The 18,090-nt window shown below is 62.1% G+C and carries 15 protein-coding genes; 9 read left to right on the forward strand and 6 right to left on the reverse strand.

Features of this window, described 5'->3' with window-relative positions; translation table 11 throughout:
* Positions 1-169 precede the first annotated feature (169 nt).
* On the forward strand, positions 170-2,473 hold the full coding sequence (locus APH30_RS13145; RefSeq protein ID WP_054912811.1) for a YgiQ family radical SAM protein: 2,304 nt from the start codon (positions 170-172) through the stop codon (positions 2,471-2,473).
* 135 nt (positions 2,474-2,608) lie between these two features.
* Here APH30_RS13145 and APH30_RS13150 read toward each other — a convergent pair whose 3' ends face one another.
* The gene (locus APH30_RS13150) at positions 2,609-3,196 is read right to left on the reverse strand and encodes a TIGR00730 family Rossman fold protein (RefSeq protein WP_054912812.1); all 588 of its coding nucleotides are present in this window, start codon (positions 3,194-3,196) and stop codon (positions 2,609-2,611) included.
* A 349-nt stretch (positions 3,197-3,545) separates the two neighbouring features.
* Between APH30_RS13150 and azu the strand changes: the two genes are divergently transcribed.
* Positions 3,546-3,995 carry an azurin gene (azu, locus tag APH30_RS13155; RefSeq protein WP_029885725.1) on the forward strand — a complete coding sequence of 150 codons (450 nt, stop codon included), beginning with the start codon at positions 3,546-3,548 and terminating at the stop codon, positions 3,993-3,995.
* Between the two features lie 108 nt (positions 3,996-4,103).
* Here the strand turns inward: azu and nadE are convergent, their stop codons facing one another.
* Both nadE and pncB read right to left on the reverse strand, forming a co-directional pair.
* Positions 4,104-4,931 (reverse strand): ammonia-dependent NAD(+) synthetase, encoded by an 828-nt coding sequence (nadE, locus tag APH30_RS13160; RefSeq protein ID WP_054912813.1) that lies wholly within the window; start codon positions 4,929-4,931, stop codon positions 4,104-4,106.
* A gap of 3 nt (positions 4,932-4,934) precedes the next feature.
* Positions 4,935-6,140, reverse strand: coding sequence for a nicotinate phosphoribosyltransferase (pncB, locus tag APH30_RS13165; RefSeq protein ID WP_009683308.1), 1,206 nt, complete (start codon positions 6,138-6,140; stop codon positions 4,935-4,937).
* 467 nt (positions 6,141-6,607) lie between these two features.
* On the opposite strand from pncB, the gene APH30_RS13170 reads away from it, so the two are divergent.
* From APH30_RS13170 to APH30_RS13195, 6 genes are all read left to right on the forward strand, one after another.
* On the forward strand, positions 6,608-7,744 hold the full coding sequence (locus tag APH30_RS13170) for a branched-chain amino acid ABC transporter substrate-binding protein (protein ID WP_009683307.1): 1,137 nt from the start codon (positions 6,608-6,610) through the stop codon (positions 7,742-7,744).
* Positions 7,745-7,902: 158 nt separating this feature from the next.
* Positions 7,903-8,817: a branched-chain amino acid ABC transporter permease gene (locus tag APH30_RS13175; protein ID WP_009683306.1), complete on the forward strand. Its 915-nt coding sequence runs from the start codon at positions 7,903-7,905 to the stop codon at positions 8,815-8,817.
* A 2-nt stretch (positions 8,818-8,819) separates the two neighbouring features.
* The gene (gene livM / locus APH30_RS13180; RefSeq protein WP_054912814.1) at positions 8,820-10,121 is read left to right on the forward strand and encodes a high-affinity branched-chain amino acid ABC transporter permease LivM; all 1,302 of its coding nucleotides are present in this window, start codon (positions 8,820-8,822) and stop codon (positions 10,119-10,121) included.
* Positions 10,118-10,993, forward strand: coding sequence for an ATP-binding cassette domain-containing protein (locus tag APH30_RS13185; protein WP_029885721.1), 876 nt, complete (start codon positions 10,118-10,120; stop codon positions 10,991-10,993). The genes livM and APH30_RS13185 overlap by 4 nt, the downstream gene beginning before the upstream one ends.
* Positions 10,990-11,706, forward strand: a complete 717-nt coding sequence (locus tag APH30_RS13190) for an ABC transporter ATP-binding protein (RefSeq protein ID WP_054912815.1) — start codon at positions 10,990-10,992, stop codon at positions 11,704-11,706. The genes APH30_RS13185 and APH30_RS13190 overlap by 4 nt, the downstream gene beginning before the upstream one ends.
* 649 nt (positions 11,707-12,355) lie before the next feature.
* Positions 12,356-13,123: an SDR family oxidoreductase gene (locus APH30_RS13195; RefSeq protein WP_029885720.1), complete on the forward strand. Its 768-nt coding sequence runs from the start codon at positions 12,356-12,358 to the stop codon at positions 13,121-13,123.
* 35 nt (positions 13,124-13,158) lie between these two features.
* Here the strand turns inward: APH30_RS13195 and APH30_RS13200 are convergent, their stop codons facing one another.
* The 3 genes from APH30_RS13200 to APH30_RS13210 all read right to left on the reverse strand — a co-directional run bounded on the left by APH30_RS13200 (position 13,159) and on the right by APH30_RS13210 (position 15,527).
* Positions 13,159-14,256, reverse strand: coding sequence for an AGE family epimerase/isomerase (locus APH30_RS13200; RefSeq protein WP_054912816.1), 1,098 nt, complete (start codon positions 14,254-14,256; stop codon positions 13,159-13,161).
* 109 nt (positions 14,257-14,365) lie between these two features.
* Positions 14,366-14,998 (reverse strand): TetR family transcriptional regulator, encoded by a 633-nt coding sequence (locus tag APH30_RS13205; protein WP_009683298.1) that lies wholly within the window; start codon positions 14,996-14,998, stop codon positions 14,366-14,368.
* 121 nt (positions 14,999-15,119) lie between these two features.
* Positions 15,120-15,527, reverse strand: coding sequence for a hypothetical protein (locus APH30_RS13210; protein WP_054904947.1), 408 nt, complete (start codon positions 15,525-15,527; stop codon positions 15,120-15,122).
* 337 nt (positions 15,528-15,864) lie between these two features.
* Here APH30_RS13210 and APH30_RS13215 point away from each other — a divergent pair, with 337 nt between their 5' ends.
* Positions 15,865-17,931: an AsmA family protein gene (locus APH30_RS13215; protein WP_054912817.1), complete on the forward strand. Its 2,067-nt coding sequence runs from the start codon at positions 15,865-15,867 to the stop codon at positions 17,929-17,931.
* Positions 17,932-18,090: the final 159 nt, after the last annotated feature.

Here is an 18,090-nt window from a genome sequence, read left to right on the forward strand (position 1 = left end):
GGCCAAGGCGCTGAAAATGTTGCGGTGAACACCTGGCACCCTTATAACCACTAAGTCAGCCAACCGTCACCCCACCCACCAATCCCCCACGAATCCAGTCGGATTTGGTCAAAATTTGTGCTATATTTCGCGCCCGCGATTTTCCTGCACACCAGAACCGGTCACTGACATGCAAGCAGCCAAACCACTCTACGACTATCCCAAGTACTGGGCCGAATGCTTCGGGCCAGCACCTTTCCTGCCAATGAGCAGGGAGGAGATGGATCTGCTCGGCTGGGATTCCTGCGACATCATCATCGTGACCGGGGATGCCTACGTCGATCACCCCTCGTTCGGCATGGCCATCATCGGCCGGCTACTGGAAGCCCAGGGTTTCCGCGTGGGCATCATTGCCCAGCCGAACTGGCAGTCCAAAGACGACTTCATGAAGCTCGGCGAGCCCAACCTGTTCTTCGGCGTGGCCGCCGGCAACATGGACTCGATGATCAACCGCTACACCGCGGACAAGAAAATCCGTTCCGACGATGCCTACACCCCGGGGGGCCTGGCCGGTAGCCGACCAGACCGCGCCAGCCTGGTGTACAGCCAGCGCTGCAAGGAAGCCTACAAGCATGTACCGATCGTACTCGGCGGTATCGAGGCATCGTTGCGTCGCATTGCCCACTACGACTACTGGCAGGACAAGGTTCGCCATTCGATCCTGATCGACGCCAGCGCCGACATCCTGCTGTTCGGCAACGCCGAGCGGGCGGTGGTCGAGGTGGCCCAGCGCCTGTCCAGTGGCGAAAGCATCGAAAGCATCACCGACGTGCGCGGCACCGCTTTCGTGCGCCGTGATACGCCGCAGGGCTGGTACGAAATCGACTCGACCCGCATCGACCGCCCAGGCCGTGTCGACAAGATCATCAACCCCTACGTGAACACCCAGGACACCCAGGCCTGTGCCATCGAGCAGGCCAAGGGCGACCAGGAAGACCCGAACGAAGCCAAGGTGGTACAGATTCTCGACAGCCCGGCGGTCACGCGGGAAAAGTCGGTCATCCGCCTGCCATCGTTCGAGAAGGTGCGTAACGACCCGGTGCTCTATGCCCACGCCAACCGTGTGCTGCACCTGGAGACCAACCCGGGCAACGCCCGTGCACTGGTGCAGAAACACGGTGACGTGGACGTGTGGTTCAACCCGCCACCCATTCCGATGAGCACCGAGGAAATGGACTACGTGTTCGGCATGCCTTACGCCCGTGTACCGCACCCGGCGTATGGCAAGGCGCGTATCCCGGCCTACGAGATGATCCGTTTCTCGGTCAACATCATGCGTGGCTGCTTCGGCGGCTGCACCTTCTGCTCGATCACCGAGCACGAAGGCCGCATCATCCAGAACCGCTCGCACGAGTCGATCCTGCACGAAATCGAAGAGATGCGGGACAAGGTGCCAGGCTTCACCGGCGTGGTATCCGACCTTGGCGGGCCGACTGCGAACATGTATCGCATCGCGTGCAAGAGTCACGACATCGAAAAGCACTGCCGCAAGCCCTCGTGCGTGTTCCCTGGCATCTGCGAGAACCTCAACACCGACCACAGTTCGCTGATCGAGCTGTACCGCAAGGCTCGCGCCCTGCCAGGGGTGAAGAAGATCCTGATTGCCTCGGGCCTGCGCTACGACCTGGCCGTGGAGTCGCCGGAATACGTCAAGGAGCTGGTCACCCACCACGTAGGTGGCTACCTGAAGATTGCCCCGGAGCACACCGAGCGTGGCCCGCTGGACAAGATGATGAAGCCGGGCATTGGTACCTATGACCGCTTCAAGCGCATGTTCGAGAAATTCTCGAAAGAAGCGGGTAAAGAGCAGTACCTGATCCCGTACTTCATTGCCGCGCACCCGGGTACCACCGACGAAGACATGATGAACCTGGCGCTATGGCTCAAGGGCAATGGCTTCCGTGCCGACCAGGTACAGGCGTTCTACCCGTCGCCGATGGCCTCGGCCACCGCCATGTACCACTCGGGCAAGAACCCGCTGCGCAAGGTGACCTACAAGAGCGAAGGTGTGGAAATCGTCAAGAGTGACGAGCAGCGCCGTCTGCACAAGGCATTCTTGCGCTACCACGACCCGAAAGGCTGGCCAATGCTGCGCGAAGCGCTGCAGCGCATGGGCCGCGCCGACCTGATCGGGCCTGGCAAGCACCAGTTGATTCCGGCGCACCAGCCGCAGACCGACAGCTACCAGAGCGCGCGCCGCAAGAACTCGACCCCGGCGGGCAGCCACAAAGTGGGCAAGGACCAGAAAATCCTGACCCAGCACACGGGCCTGCCACCGCGTGGCAGCGATGGCAGCAAGCCGTGGGACAAGCGCGAGAAGGCCAAGGCCGAGGCGTTTGCGCGTAACCAGCAGGCGGCCAAGGAGCGCAAGGAAGCGGGCAAGGGCGGTGGCGGCAAGGGCAAGAAGCCGCGCCAGCCAGTCATTCCGCGCTGATTTCGGGGGCCGCCTTGCGGCCCAATCGCCGGAAAGCCAGCTCCTACAGGGATTGCACAAACCCCAAAGCGAGCATTGTCCCTGTGGGAGCTGGCTTGCCGGCGATTGGGCTGCAAAGCAGCCCCTGAATCTGGTTTAGTCAGGCTTCTTGTCGACCCACTTCGGCGCCACTGGCGCGACAAAGCGGTCCATCCCGCCCAGCAGTTCATCCGGCTGCTGCCCCAGCAGCAACATGTTCCGGTGCTGCGGGCGCACGAAACCCTCCTCGACGATATGGTCGAGGAACCCGCCAAGCTTGTCGTAGAAGCCGTTCACATCCAGCAGCCCCAGCGGCTTGGCGTGGTAGCCCAGTTGCCCCCAGGTCCAGACCTCGAACAGCTCTTCCAGCGTACCCAGGCCACCCGGCAAGGCGATGAACGCGTCGCTCAGCTCCGCCATGCGAGCCTTGCGCGCATGCATGCCATCGACCACTTCCAGCCGCGTCAGGCCTTTGTGGCCGACCTCGGCGTCCAGCAGGCTCTGCGGAATGATCCCTACCACGTCGCCACCCGCTGCCATCGCGGCGTCGGCTACCACACCCATCAAGCCAACTGCACCACCGCCATACACCAGCGTCCAGCCTCGGCGGGCAATCGCCTGGCCCAGCGCGACCGCCGCCTCACGGTAGGCGGGGTTGCTGCCGATGCTGGCACCACAAAACACACAAACGGAACGTACGGGCATTACTCACCTCCAGTCACTCAGGGTGACAGGGTACGGTGGCTGACCGTCGCTTCCAAGGCCGGGTTCATTCCGGGCGCGAGAATTCGCAGATCGCGCCGGTAGCACCGTGGGCGTAGGCGGCGAGCAGGCTGTTCAGAAACTGGGAGATGGGCATTTGGTATTGCTCCTAAATGAGAGGTTGTCCCATCGTCCAATAAAAGGGCATGATGTGCTCTTAGATTGGTTGTATACAATCCATTGAACAATTCAACTGACTGGCCACTTGACACCCCCTTGACCCATATCAGCAGGGTGCTGAACGGTTTCAGGCAGTCTCGCAATTGATAAAACCCTGCCAAGGAGATTCATGATGTTTGCGAAAGCTGTAGCGGTATCCCTGCTGACCCTCGCCAGCGCCTCTGTCTTCGCCGCCGAGTGCTCGGTAACTGTCGACTCCACTGACCAGATGTCCTTCAACACCAAGGAAATCACCGTCGACAAAAGCTGCAAGGAATTCACGGTCAAACTGACCCACTCCGGCAACCTGCCGAAGAACGTCATGGGTCATAACCTGGTGATCAGCAAGACTGCCGACATGCAGGGCATTGCGACCGAAGGTATGAGCCAGGGCCTGGAAAAGGACTACATCAAGGCTGACAACGCCGCGATCATTGCCCATACCAAAATGATCGGCGCGCCGGAAAAAGAAACCGAAGTGAAGTTCGACCCTTCCAAGCTGGAAGCCGGTGGTGACTACAGCTTCTTCTGCACCTTCCCGGGCCACATCTCGATGATGAAAGGCAAGGTTGTCGTCAAGTAATCAGCTGACGCCGAGCCCTGTAGGAGCGGGTTTACCCGCGAATGCGATGGTGGATCTGGCACCGCATTCGCGGGTAAACCCGCTCCTACAGGTAGTGCTACAGCCTGATCAAGGGGCGAACGGCAATTCGCGCTTGTGCTGGGTCTTGCGGTAGGTGGCCACGATGATGTCGAACGCTGCCTGGTCGACCGGCTGCCCATGCAGGAACGCGTCGATCTGCTGGTAGGTGACCCCATGCGAGGCTTCGTCCGGTTTGCCCGGTGCCAGGTCTTCCAGGTCTGCAGTCGGCACCTTCTCCACCAGTGACTCCGGCGCGCCAAAGCTGCGTGCAATGGCCCGCACCTGGTTTTTTACCAGGCCGCTCAGCGGTGCCAGGTCGCAGGCACCATCACCAAACTTGGTAAAGAAGCCCATCACCGCTTCGGCGGCGTGGTCGGTACCGATCACCAGCCCTGCGCGCGCGCCGGCGATGGTGTATTGGGCCACCATGCGCGTGCGTGCCTTGACGTTGCCGACCACGAAGTCCACCAGCGCCGGCGAGCCGCTTTTCAATTCCGCCACTTCAGCCGCCAAGGCGCGCACTGCCGGGGCGATGTCCACGGTGTGCACTTCGTCGGCCTTGATCACGTCCAGGCAGGCTTGGGCGTCATGTTCATCATGCTGCACCTGGTACGGCAGGCGGACGGCGATGAAGGTATAAGCCTGGTCACCGGTTTCGGCGCGCAGTTCGTTGATGGCGCGCTGGGCGAGCAGGGCGGCGGTCAGCGAGTCGACCCCGCCGCTGATGCCCAGTACCAGGGTCTTGAGCCGGGCGTTGGCCAGGCAGTCCTTGATGAACGCCACGCGCCGGGCAACTTCGGCCTCGAGCGCGGCCGCGTCGGCGAACGGCGGCTGGACCTTCAGCGCCTGGGCAATTTCTTGCTGAACCGCTTGCATGGGTTACTCCTTGCTGGGGACTTTGAATACGTGACGCATGTAGGCAACGAAGTTGGCGTCGCGGCACTGGGTCTTGGCCGCTTCGTCGGAAATCTTGGCCACCGGTGCGCCGTTGCAGTCGGTCATTTTAAGCACGATGCTCATGGGGACCACACCCGGTATGTCGCAGGTCAGGTTGGTACCGATGCCAAAGCTGACGTTGATGCGCCCGCGCAGGGCCCGGAAGATTTCCAGGGAGCGGGTAAGGTTGAGGCTGTCGGAAAACACCAGGGTCTTGGTCATCGGGTCGATACCCAGTTTCTGGTAATGGGCGATCGCTTTCTCGGCCCAGGCTACCGGCTCGCCGGAGTCGTGGCGCAAGCCATCGAACAGCTTGGCGAAGTACAGGTCGAAATCGCCGAGGAAGGCATCCATGGTGATGCAGTCGGTCAGGGCGATACCGAGCAGGCCGCGGTACTCGCGCACCCAGCAGTCCAGCGCGGCGATCTGGCTGTCGATCAGCCGCGGGCCCAACTGCTGGTGCGCCATGATCCACTCGTGGGCCATGGTGCCCAGCGGCTTGATATCCAGTTTCCATGCCAGGTCGACGTTGCTGGTGCCGACGAAACGGCCAGGGAAGTCGTCGCGCAGTACCCGGACCACTTCCTCCTGCACGCGGCTGGAAAAGCGCCGGCGGGTGCCAAAGTCGGCTACCTGCAGTTCCGCCAGTTCGTCGTCGCTGGCGTGGGCGCGCAGCCAGTCGAACTTGCGGTACAGCTGGTCGCGTGCCTCGGCCAGGCGCATATGCGGGTGCAGGTGGCGGTTGCGCACTTCGCTGATGATCGCCAGCAAAGGCACTTCGAACAGGATCACATGCAGCCAAGGGCCTTTGAGGCGCAGGAACAGCTGATCGTGCTCGATGCCGAGGTGCACATAGCGCAGGTTGAAGCGAAACAGCCGCAAAAACCGCAGGAAGTCGGGCTTGAGGAAACTGATGCGCTCCAGAAAACCCAGCTGGCCATCATCGAGCGTGAGGTCGTTGAGCACCTCCAGCTGGTGGCGGATTTCGCCTAGATACGGCCGCAAGTCCTCGCCGTTGCGGCAGCGGAATTCCCATTCGACGTCGGCGTCCGGGTAGTTGTGCAGCACACCCTGCATCATGGTGAGTTTGTAGAAATCGGTGTCGAGCAGGTTGTGCACGATGCGCTCGGCGAATGCGCTCTCGCTCATCAAAGGGGCTCCGGAGGCGGCGAATGGGGGACATTGTGCCAGCCTTTTCGGCCTTGTTGTGTCTGCGCTGGCCTGTTCGCGGGTGAACCCGCTCCTGCAGGGCCGCGTATCTGCCAAATCCGCGTGTTTTTCGGTGCACCCGCCAGCCTTGAAACGGTGCTGCCTGTAGCAGTCACGCACCACGGGTGTGCAGTTCGGTGACGTATGCTGTTACAGGCCGGTTGCACGTAAACACCCGGCAGGGTTGCAATGATGGCGCGCGGCGGTTGCGCCTTGTCTGTACGGGTGGTGGCGCCCGGCGCGTGGCAGACGGTTGCACGCTCAATAAAGAAAAGGCCGTCGATCGCCTCTACGTGCCGATGGTGGTGTGATTTTCCGTGAGACAAAACCGATGGCACGGCCCTTGCTCTGAGCATTGGGCTGAGAAGTTGTAGTGCCAACCAAAAAAACTCTAGGAGCACCACCTCATGTCGCAGACGTTTTACAAGAAAGGTTTCCTGGCGCTTGCCGTAGCCACGGCACTGGGTGTTTCTTCGTATGTCCAGGCCGACGTCAAGATCGGCGTAGCGGGGCCGATGACCGGGGCCAACGCAGCGTTCGGCGAGCAGTACATGAAAGGTGCGCAAGCTGCGGCCGACAAGATCAACGCCGCGGGTGGCGTGAATGGCGAGAAAATCGTGCTGGTCAAAGGCGATGACGCCTGCGAACCGAAACAGGCCGTTGCCGTAGCCAACCGCCTGGTCGACCAGGACAAGGTGATCGGGGTGGTCGGCCACTTCTGTTCGTCCAATACCATCCCGGCCTCCGAGGTGTATGACGAGGCCGGCGTGATCGCCATTACGCCCGGTTCGACCAACCCACAGGTCACCGAGCGCGGCCTGAGTGCCATGTTCCGCATGTGTGGCCGTGACGACCAGCAGGGCGTGGTCGCCGGCGACTACATTGTCGACGTGCTCAAGGGCAAGAAAGTCGCGGTGCTGCACGACAAGGACACCTACGGCCAAGGCCTGGCTGATGCCACCAAGGCACAGCTGGAAAAACGCGGCGTCAAGCCTGTGTTGTACGAAGGCCTGACCCGTGGCGAGAAAGACTTCAGCGCCGTGGTCACCAAGATCCGTGCTGCCGGTGCCGATGTGGTCTACTTCGGCGGCCTGCACCCGGAAGCCGGCCCGCTGGTGCGTCAACTGCGCGAACAGGGCCTGAAGGACGTCAAGTTCATGTCGGATGATGGCATCGTCACCGACGAGCTGGTGTCTACCGCCGGCGGCGCGCAGTACGTCGATGGCGTGTACATGACCTTCGGCGCCGACCCGCGCCTGCTGCCAGACAGCAAGGCCGTGGTCGAGGAGTTCCGCAAGGCGGGCACTGAACCGGAAGGCTACACCCTGTACGCCTACGCCTCGCTGCAGGCGCTCGCCGCCGCCTTCAACGGCGCCAAGTCGAACAAGGGCGAAGACGCTGCCAAGTGGCTCAAGGCCAACCCGGTGCAGACCGTCATGGGCGAAAAGAAGTGGGACAGCAAGGGCGACCTGACCGTGTCCGACTACGTGGTCTACCAGTGGGACAAGGACGGCAAGTACCACCAGCTGGACAAACAAAAATAATAACGGCCACCCGCCCGGGTTGCGCATGCGCCCGGGCCTGAGCCCCTGCGGTACCTGTCCTTATTCGGAGACCTGCACGGTCGTGCACTGCTGGGGCCGCATTGTCCGTGGCCTTGCGTGGTCGGCATGCGTGCAGTCTCGCTCAGTGAGATTGCGTTATGGATGGTATTTTCCTGCAGCAACTGGTCAACGGCCTGACCCTCGGGTCGGTCTATGGCCTGATCGCCATCGGCTACACAATGGTCTATGGCATTATCGGCATGATCAACTTCGCGCACGGCGAGGTGTATATGATTTCCGCCTACCTGGCGGCGATCAGCCTGGCATTGCTGGCCTATTTTGGCGTCGAGTCGTTTCCCCTGCTGATGCTGGGCACGCTGTTGTTCACCATCGTCGTCACGGGGGTGTACGGCTTCACCATCGAGCGCATCGCCTACAAGCCGCTGCGTAACTCTACCCGCCTGGCACCGCTGATCAGCGCCATCGGCATTTCGCTGATCCTGCAGAACTACGCACAGATCAGCCAAGGCGCTCGCCAGCAAGGCGTGCCAACCCTGCTCGAAGGCGCCATGCGCATCGATGTCGGCACCGGCTTCGTGCAACTGACCTACACCAAGATCTTCATCCTGGTGGCGGCATTCCTGGGCATGGGCCTGCTGACCTACGTGATCAAGTACACCAAGCTCGGCCGCATGTGCCGCGCTACCCAGCAAGACCGCAAGATGGCCTCGATTTTGGGCATCAACACCGACCGGGTCATTTCCTACGTATTCGTCATTGGTGCAGTGATGGCCGCCCTGGCAGGCGTGCTGATCACCATGAACTACGGCACCTTCGACTTCTATGCCGGCTTCATCATCGGCATCAAGGCATTCACCGCCGCAGTGCTCGGTGGCATTGGCTCCTTGCCGGGCGCCATGCTCGGCGGAATCATCCTGGGGATCTCCGAATCGCTGTTCTCCGGGCTGATCAACTCCGACTACAAGGACGTGTTCAGCTTCTCGCTGCTGGTGATGATCCTTATCTTCCGCCCACAAGGCCTGCTGGGTCGCCCGCTCGTGGCTAAGGTGTGAACATGTCGATTGCCAAAATTGCTTCTGCCTCTGAAACCAAAGGTTTCGATATCAAACGCAGCCTGCTCGAAACCCTCGTCGCCGGCCTGCTGGCGCTGATCGTGTTCGGCCCGATCGTCGGCGTGGTGCTCGACGGTTATACCTTCAACGCTGAACCCCGCCGCGTGGCCTGGCTGGTCGGTGGTGTGATGCTCGGGCGTTTCCTGCTCAGCCTGTATGTGCAGACCGCCGCCGGCCGGCGCATGCTCGAAGGCTTCGACAGCGGTGGCTCGGGCGTGCATGTGCGGGCGCCGAACTATGTGTCGCGGCTGCGCTACATCATCCCGGCGCTGATCGTGATTGCCATCGTCTTCCCGATCTTCGCCAACAAGTACCTGCTGACCGTGGTCATCCTCGGCCTGATCTATGTGCTGCTGGGCCTGGGCCTGAACATCGTGGTCGGCCTGGCCGGCCTGCTCGACCTGGGGTACGTGGCCTTCTACGCCATTGGCGCCTACGGCCTTGCACTGGGTTACCAGTACCTTGGCCTGGGCTTCTGGAGTGTGCTGCCACTGGCAGCCATTGCGGCGGCCCTTGCCGGGTGCATCCTGGGCTTTCCGGTGCTGCGCATGCACGGTGACTACCTGGCGATCGTAACCCTGGGCTTTGGCGAGATCATTCGCCTGGTGCTGAACAACTGGCTGTCGTTCACCGGCGGCCCCAACGGCATGCCGGCGCCGGCGCCGACCTTCTTTGGCCTGGAGTTCGGCCGCCGGGCCAAGGACGGTGGGGTGCCCATCCATGAGTTCTTCGGCTTTGCCTACAACCCCAACCTCAAGTTCGTGTTCATTTATGCGGTGCTGTTCATGGTCGTGCTGGCCGTACTGAACATCAAGCACCGCTTGACCCGCATGCCCGTCGGCCGGGCCTGGGAAGCGCTGCGCGAAGACGAGATCGCTTGCCGTTCGATGGGCCTGAACCACGTGCTGGTCAAGCTCTCGGCCTTCACCCTGGGTGCCTCCACCGCGGGGTTGGCCGGCGTGTTCTTCGCCACGTACCAAGGCTTCGTCAACCCCTCGTCGTTCACCTTCTTCGAGTCGGCGCTGATTCTCGCCATCGTCGTGCTGGGTGGCATGGGCTCCACCGTGGGCGTCGTCATTGCAGCATTCGTGCTGACCGTGGCGCCCGAGTTGCTGCGCAGCTTCTCCGAGTACCGGGTGCTGCTGTTCGGGGTACTGATGGTGTTGATGATGATCTGGCGACCGCGGGGGCTGATCCGCATCAGCCGTACCGGTGTGACCCCGCGTAAAGGAGTGGCGCCATGAGCGACGAAATCATTCTGTCGGTCGACAACCTGATGATGCAGTTTGGCGGCATCAAGGCGCTCAGCGACGTGAGCCTGAAGGTCAGGCGCAACCAGATCTTCGCCCTGATCGGCCCCAACGGCGCCGGCAAGACCACGGTGTTCAACTGCCTGACCGGTTTCTACAAGGCCAGCGGCGGGCGCATCGAACTGAACGTGCGCGGTAGCCACACCAATGTGATCCAGCTGCTGGGCGAGCGTTTCCAGGCGGCCGACTTCGTCTCGCCAGCACGCTTTGCCAGCCGCCTGTACTACAAGATGTTCGGCGGCACCCACCTGGTCAACCGCGCCGGCCTGGCGCGCACCTTCCAGAACATCCGGCTTTTCAAGGAAATGTCGGTGGTGGAGAACCTGCTGGTGGCCCAGCACATGTGGGTCAACCGCAACCTGCTGGCGGGGGTATTCAATACCAAGGCATACCGCAAGGCCGAAAGCGATGCGCTGGACCACGCCTTCTACTGGCTGGAGGTGGTCGACCTGGTCGACTGCGCCAACCGCCTGGCCGGTGAGCTGTCGTATGGCCAGCAGCGCCGCCTGGAAATCGCTCGCGCCATGTGCACGCGACCGAAAATCATCTGCCTGGACGAACCGGCGGCGGGCTTGAACCCGCAGGAGACCGAGGCACTTAGCCAGATGATTCGCGTGCTGCGTGACGAGCACGATATCACCGTGGTGCTGATCGAACACGACATGGGCATGGTCATGAGCATTTCCGACCATATCGTGGTATTGGACCACGGCAACGTGATTGCCGAGGGTGCGCCACAGGACATCCGCAACAACCCGACGGTGATCGCTGCCTACCTGGGTGCAGACGAAGAGGAACTGGTATGAGTGCACCCATTCTCGAGCTGAAGGACCTGGACGTGTTCTATGGGCCGATCCAGGCGCTGAAAAAGGTATCGATGCACATCAACGAAGGTGAGACGGTCAGCCTTATCGGCGCCAACGGGGCCGGCAAGTCGACCCTGCTGATGTCGATCTTCGGGCAGCCGCGGGCGGCTTCCGGGCAGATCGTCTACCGTGGCACCGACATTACCCGCAAGTCATCGCACTACATTGCCTCCAACGGCATCGCCCAGTCGCCGGAAGGGCGCCGGGTATTCCCCGACATGAGCGTCGAGGAAAACCTGATGATGGGGACCATCCCCATTGGCGACAAGCATGCCGCCGAAGACATGCAGCGCATGTACGAACTCTTCCCGCGCCTAAAAGAGCGGCGTAACCAGCGGGCCATGACCATGTCCGGTGGCGAGCAGCAGATGCTGGCGATTGCCCGGGCGCTGATGAGCCGGCCAAAATTGCTGTTGCTGGACGAGCCCTCGCTGGGGTTGGCACCCATCGTGGTCAAGCAGATCTTCTCTACCCTGCGGGAACTGGCGAAGACCGGCATGACCATTTTCCTGGTGGAGCAGAACGCCAACCACGCCCTGAAACTGTCGGACCGTGCCTACGTGATGGTCAACGGGCAAATTCGCATGACCGGGACTGGGCAAGAGTTGTTGGTCAACGAAGAAGTGCGCAGCGCTTACCTGGGTGGGCATTAGTTCCCCCTAGGGGCCGCGATCCCACGGTGGGTCGCGGCCCCCTGTAGGAGCGGCCTTGTGTCGCGATGGGCTGCAACGCAGCCCCCTCCCCATGTGGACAACTCAACCTAGCCGGGCCTCCAACCCGTTCACCCACAGCTACCCAACCCCGCTTCCCACAAGCCAAATCTTTTCCACCGATAATGTGGAACCGCCTGTGGAAAACATGGTGGTATCCCCCTCCAACCCAACACCATCAAGCCCTACAGCGTCATGATCATTTTTTGATCAGTGCACTTCTGTGGATTGTTTTCCCAGGCAAATCACGTCATTCCAACCACTCCCAGCACTGCGCAAATTCTGTGGATAACTCTGTGTAAAAGCCTTGGACATCCCGCTACAGGCGGCATGCTTGAAAGCCTTGCGCCACCACCGAAAAGAACGCCGCCGACCAAGACGGGCTGAAAGGGTTCCGCCGGACAGCGAAGTTGCCCCCAATCCGTGGGGAAAGCCCTGTGGATAACATGCGCATAGCTGGCGCGGAGGCTTCTGCCACAAGGGTTTGCCGCACATGAACAAAAAATGACCAGCTGCCTTTTCGGCTTGCCGCCAGCGTTGGCCACGGGCATGCTGCAAAACTGCCATGACCACCCACAGCGAGGAACAGAGCATGTCATCCACCGTATTCATCACTGGCGCCACGTCGGGTTTCGGCGAGGCCACAGCCCGCCGTTTCGCCGAAGCCGGCTGGAAGCTGGTGCTAACCGGTCGTCGCAAGGAGCGCCTGGACGCTTTGTGCGCCGAGCTTTCTGCCAAGACCGAAGTACATGGCCTGGTACTCGATGTGCGTGACCGCAAAGCCATGGAGCAGGCCATTGCCAGCCTGCCAGCCGGCTTCGACAAGCTGCAGGGCCTGGTCAACAACGCCGGCCTGGCGCTGGGCGTGGATGCGGCGCAGAACTGCAGCCTGGACGACTGGGAAACCATGGTCGACACCAATATCAAGGGCCTGATGTACACCACCCGCCTGCTGCTGCCACGGTTGATTGCCCATGGCCGTGGGGCGTCGATCCTCAACGTCGGTTCGGTGGCCGGCAACTATCCGTACCCGGGCAGCAACGTGTATGGCGGCACCAAGGCCTTTGTCGGGCAGTTCTCGCTGAGCCTGCGCTGCGACCTGCGTGGCACAGGTGTGCGCGTGAGCAATATCGAGCCGGGCCTGTGCGAAAGTGAATTTTCGCTGGTACGGTTCGGTGGTGACCAGGCCAAGTATGACGCCACCTACGCAGGCGCCGAGCCTATCCAGCCGCAGGACATTGCCGAGACCATCTTCTGGATCCTCAACCAGCCCGCGCACATCAACATCAACAGCCTTGAGCTGATGCCGGTGAGCCAGGACTGGGCCGGGTTCTCGATCGACCGGTCGGTCAAGGGCTGAGCCAGGGCCGCTCGGCGGCAACGACCGCGAAGGCTTCAGCTCAGGCGCTGCAAGCCTTCCAGGCAAGTTGCGAGGTGGTAGGGCGTAGTCGAAGGCATGTCATGCCGGCTGACGGCACCCTCGCCATCCCGGCATTCGTACCAGCCAGCCTCGCGCAAGAACCGCGCTTCCAGCACCTGCAACTGTTCAGGCAACCTGGCTTCACCGCCAGCGCGCAGCACCAGCGCACGCAGGTATTCCGCCTGTGCCCAGATGCGCTGGGTGGCGTCCAGCACCTGGCCGTCCACGCCCAGCATGGCGAGCACTGCGCCACCCTGCACCCCTTGCTGTTCGGCGCAGCTGAACGCCCGGTCGATCGAGGCATGCAGCGGCGTATCTCGCAGCAGCGGGGAGGTGTGCAACAGGTAGAACCATTCGAACTGGTGGCCAGGCTCGTACCAGTTATCCACAGCCCCGCGCGGTTTCTCCAGCATCAGCCCATGGGCCGGTTCGACGAAATGCGCCTGGAGTGCTGCACACAGTTGCAGCAGGGACTGCCGGGTATGTTCGTCGTCGCGAACAGCCAGTACCTGCAGGAAGGCCTCGGCCAGGTGCATCTGTGGATTCTGCAGGGGCCCGCTGCCCAGGTCTGCCCAATCCTCGCCCAGGCTTGCTTCGTACAGGCCATCGTCCCTGGCGAACTGCTGGTCGATGATGTCGAGGCCGGCATTGAGTGTGGATTCCACCAGGCTTTCGCCGACCTTGCCCCAGTAGTGCGCGCAGGCAAAGACGATGAAGGCGTGGGTATACAGGTCCTTGCGCCGGTCCAGCGGGTTGCCCTGGGCATCGATGCTGTAGAACCAGCCCCCGTGCTCCGCGTCGTGAAAGTGCTTCTGCAACGAGCGGAACAGCGCGGCTGCACGCTCGGCGGCGCCCGGTTGTTCGATGCGGCTGCTGAACAGGTACAACTGGCGGGCGCAGGCCATGGCCCGGTAGCGCTGTACCGGTAACGGCCGGTGCTGGGCGTCGAGGGCTTCGTAGGGCAGTGCCATGTCGGCATTCCAGCCAGGGCCTTGCCACATTGGCACGATGCGCTCGGCGAAGTGCTGGTTGAAACGGGCCAGTGCGGGCAGGGTAGGGCGGGGGTCGGACATGTCGGCGCTCGTGGCTGTCGGGCAGGGCGCCATGGTAGCAGAAGTGGGGTTTTCGGTAGCCCGGTGGTGCGCTTGCTCGACTGGCCGGGCGGCGTTGAGCGAAAGGCGATCAGCCTGGGTTGCCTAACCCTTGCCAATGCCGCGCCCCGACGAAGATGAAGCGCAACTGCTGGGTGATCTTTTCCTGCGGTGACAGGGCCTGTGGATAACCCGCTTCTGGGCTGTCGATCAGCTCGGGCAGGGTGGCGAACACCGTTTTCACCACCAGGTCGGCCATCACCGTCAGCGCCGCGCTGTCCAGGTGCTGCCAGCGTTTCATGCGCGCAAGGTCGGTGGCCAGGTCGTCGCTTATGTTCTGACGCAGGCGGGCAATGGCCTGGCGCACCGGCTGTGACCCACCATACTGTTCCCGCGCCAGGAACAGAAACAGTGCGCGGTGGGCGGCGACTACATCGAGAAAGATGCGCACCGAGGCGTCGGTGATGCCGCCCAGCTCGAATTCGTTGTGGCGGACCAGGCGAATAGTCTGGCGGAAGGTGGTATCGATCTCGGCCACCAGGGCCAGGCCCAGGGCGTCCATATCCGGGAAGTGCCGGTAGAAGCCGGTTGGCACGATGCCGGCTGTTTTGGCCACTTCGCGCAGGCTGATGCTGCCAAAGCCCCGGCCACTTTCCATGAGCTGGCAGGCGGCATCGAGCAGGGCCTGGCGAGTCTGTAGCTTCTGTTCGGCGCGCGGCAGCATGGTGCGGGCTTCTGTGACGGTAAGGCTGGGCACTCTAGTTAAAAAAACGAAGCCCGGTCAATGACCGGGCTGGGAGGGGAGCAAGCGGTGTGACACAGGTTGTTCTTTTCAGCCATGGCAATCAGCTCACGTGGCTGATTGCAACCAGGCGATCCGAACCACCTTCGGCCACGCGGCCGGACTGTTCGATGAGGCGATCCGAGCCACCTTCGGCTACGCGGCCAGATTGTTCGATCAGGCGGTCCGAGCCACCTTCGGCCACGCGGCCGGACTGTTCGATGAGGCGATCCGAGCCACCTTCGGCCACGCGGCCGGATTGTTCGATCAGGCGGTCCGAGCCACCTTCGGCCACGCGGCCGGATTGTTCGATCAGACGGTCCGAACCACCTTCGGCGACTGTTTTCAGCGGTTGGGCAATTTCGACAGCGCTCGAACGCGATTCCGCAGTGAGGTGTTGTTCAGCGGCTGGCAGGGCAAAGGCGTTGGCGGCCAGGATGGACAGGGTCAGGGTCAGCAGTTGGCGTTTCATGATTCGGTGCTCCTCTCGGGGGCGGGAAAGTGGGTACGGAGCCAATGCTACGCCGGGTAACGCCAGAGAGAAGTTCATACGGATAATGGTAACAATCGACCATATTGATAGAGCTCGGCGACCGCTCTGTTAAGCGCCTTGCAGGCTTGTTGATGGCAAAATGCCGAGGCTGTTGTAGGGTAACATGAGCGCCGCCGCGCCACGATTTGCTGAGCGAATGGCCAGGAAAAACTTCGCTAAGATGACGCTACCGATAAAACCCCACGGGTTTTCGTCAGTCCCAGATACTAAGTGCCACCGCCGCGCCTGTTTCGAGCCCCGCAAGGAGAATCACGCAATGACGCGTCCCGCCAGAATCCTCGTCTGGACCCTCGCCACCCTGCTCACGCTGCTGGCAATACTGGTAGTGGTGATCGCCACCTTCGACTGGAACCGCGTCAAGCCGTTGCTCAACGAGAAGGTGTCCGAGGCCTTGCATCGGCCATTCGCAATCAACGGCAACCTCGCCGTGCATTGGCGTACCGAGCCAGAAGAAGGCGGTTGGCGTGCCTGGGTGCCATGGCCGCACTTCACCGCCGAAGACCTCACCCTGGGCAACCCTGAGTGGTTGCAGGAGCCGAAGATGGTGGGCCTGGAGCGCGTAGAGTTCCGCCTGGCGCCACTTGCGCTATTGGTGCAGAAGATCAGCATTCCGCGCATCAACCTGACCAAGCCCACGGCCAGCCTGACCCGGTTGGCAGATGGCCGGGCCAACTGGACATTCGACTTCGGGCCGAAGGACGAAAACGAGGCACCTTCCAAATGGCAGTTGGACATTGGTGCCATCGGCTTTGACCAAGGCAATGTCAGCTTCGACGACCAGACCTTGAAAACCCGCATGAAGGTGCAGGTTGACCCATTGGGCAAGCCAATCCCCTTCAGCGAAATCGTTGGCAAGGCCAGCGCTGAAAAAGCCGGCGGAGCGCAGGATTACGCCTTTGCTTTCAAGGTCCAGGGCCGCTACAAGGGGCAGCCGGTGTCTGGCACCGGCAAGATCGGTGGCCTGCTGGCGCTGCAGGACGCCACCCAGCCGTTCCCGTTGCAGGCCGACGTGCGCATTGCCGATACGCACGTGGTACTTGCCGGCACCCTGACCGACCCACGCAACCTGGGTGCCCTTGACCTGCGCCTGCGCCTGTCGGGCGCCAGCCTGGGCAACCTCTACCCTTTGACGGGGGTGACCTTGCCCGACACCCCGGCCTATTCCACGGACGGCCGGCTCAGCGCCAACCTGCATGCAGCCGAAGGTGCGCGTTTCAAGTACGAGGGTTTCAACGGCAAGATCGGCGACAGCGACATCCACGGCGACCTGGCCTTCGTCGCCAGCCAGCCACGGCCCAAGCTGACGGGCAAGCTGGTGTCCAACCAGCTGCTGTTCAAGGACCTGGCGCCGCTGATCGGCGCTGACTCCAATGCCGAGCAGAAGGCCCGTGGCGGGGCCAGCAAGCAACCGGCCGGCAAGGTGCTGCCGGTGGAAGAGTTCCGCACCGATCGCTGGCGCGCCATGGACGCCGACGTGACCTTTGCCGGCAAGCGCATCGTGCACAGTGCGCAACTGCCGTTCAACGACCTGGCGGCGCACGTGATTCTCGATGACGGGCTGCTACGCCTGGAGCCGCTGCGGTTTGGCGTGGCCGGTGGCAACCTGGCCTCCAACATTCGCCTGGATGGGCGCAGCGTGCCGCTGCAAGGGCGGGCACAGTTGACCGCCCGTGGCTTCAAGCTCAAGCAATTGTTCCCCGGTTTCGCGCCCATGCAGACCAGCTTTGGTGAGCTCAATGGCGATGCCGATATCAGTGGCCGTGGCAATTCCGTCGCTGCCCTGCTAGGCACGGCCAATGGCGACCTGCGCATGCTGGTCAACGATGGCGCCATCAGCCGCAGCCTGATGGAGATTGCGGGTTTGAACGTGGGCAACTATGTGGTCGGCAAGCTGTTTGGCGATGAGGACGTGCAGATCAACTGCGCGGCGGCCGATGTAGGCATCAAGGACGGCTTGGCCTCGACCCGGCTGTTCATCTTCGACACCGAGAACGCGATCATCTATATCAATGGTACGGCGAATTTTGCCAGTGAGCAGTTGGACCTGAAGATCACCCCTGAATCGAAAGGGCTACGGCTGTTCTCGCTGCGTTCGCCGCTGTATGTACGCGGGCCATTTGCCAAACCCAATGCGGGTGTACAGGCGGTGCCATTGGCGTTGCGCGGTGCGGGCATGGTGGCGTTGGGGGTTGTGGCAGGGCCTGCAGCCGGTTTGCTGGCGCTGATTGCACCCAGCAGTGGCGATGATCCGAACCAGTGCACACCGTTGTTGCAGCAGATGAAGGCAGGCAAGGCACCCGCTGCGGTGAAAGGGCGTAAATAGCAGCTAGCTGTGTTGCCGGCCATTACCACGCACGGTCGCTGTAGGACCGGGTTTACCCGCGAATGCGGTGGCAGATGCGACGGTGAATGGCCAGGAGATAGCCGCCGGTAGGCCCGGCCTCTTCGCGGGAAACCCGCTCTTACAAGGGGCGCTAAGCGC

The organism is Pseudomonas sp. NBRC 111127, from assembly GCF_001320345.1.
In the GTDB taxonomy this organism is placed as follows: domain Bacteria; phylum Pseudomonadota; class Gammaproteobacteria; order Pseudomonadales; family Pseudomonadaceae; genus Aquipseudomonas; species Aquipseudomonas juntendi.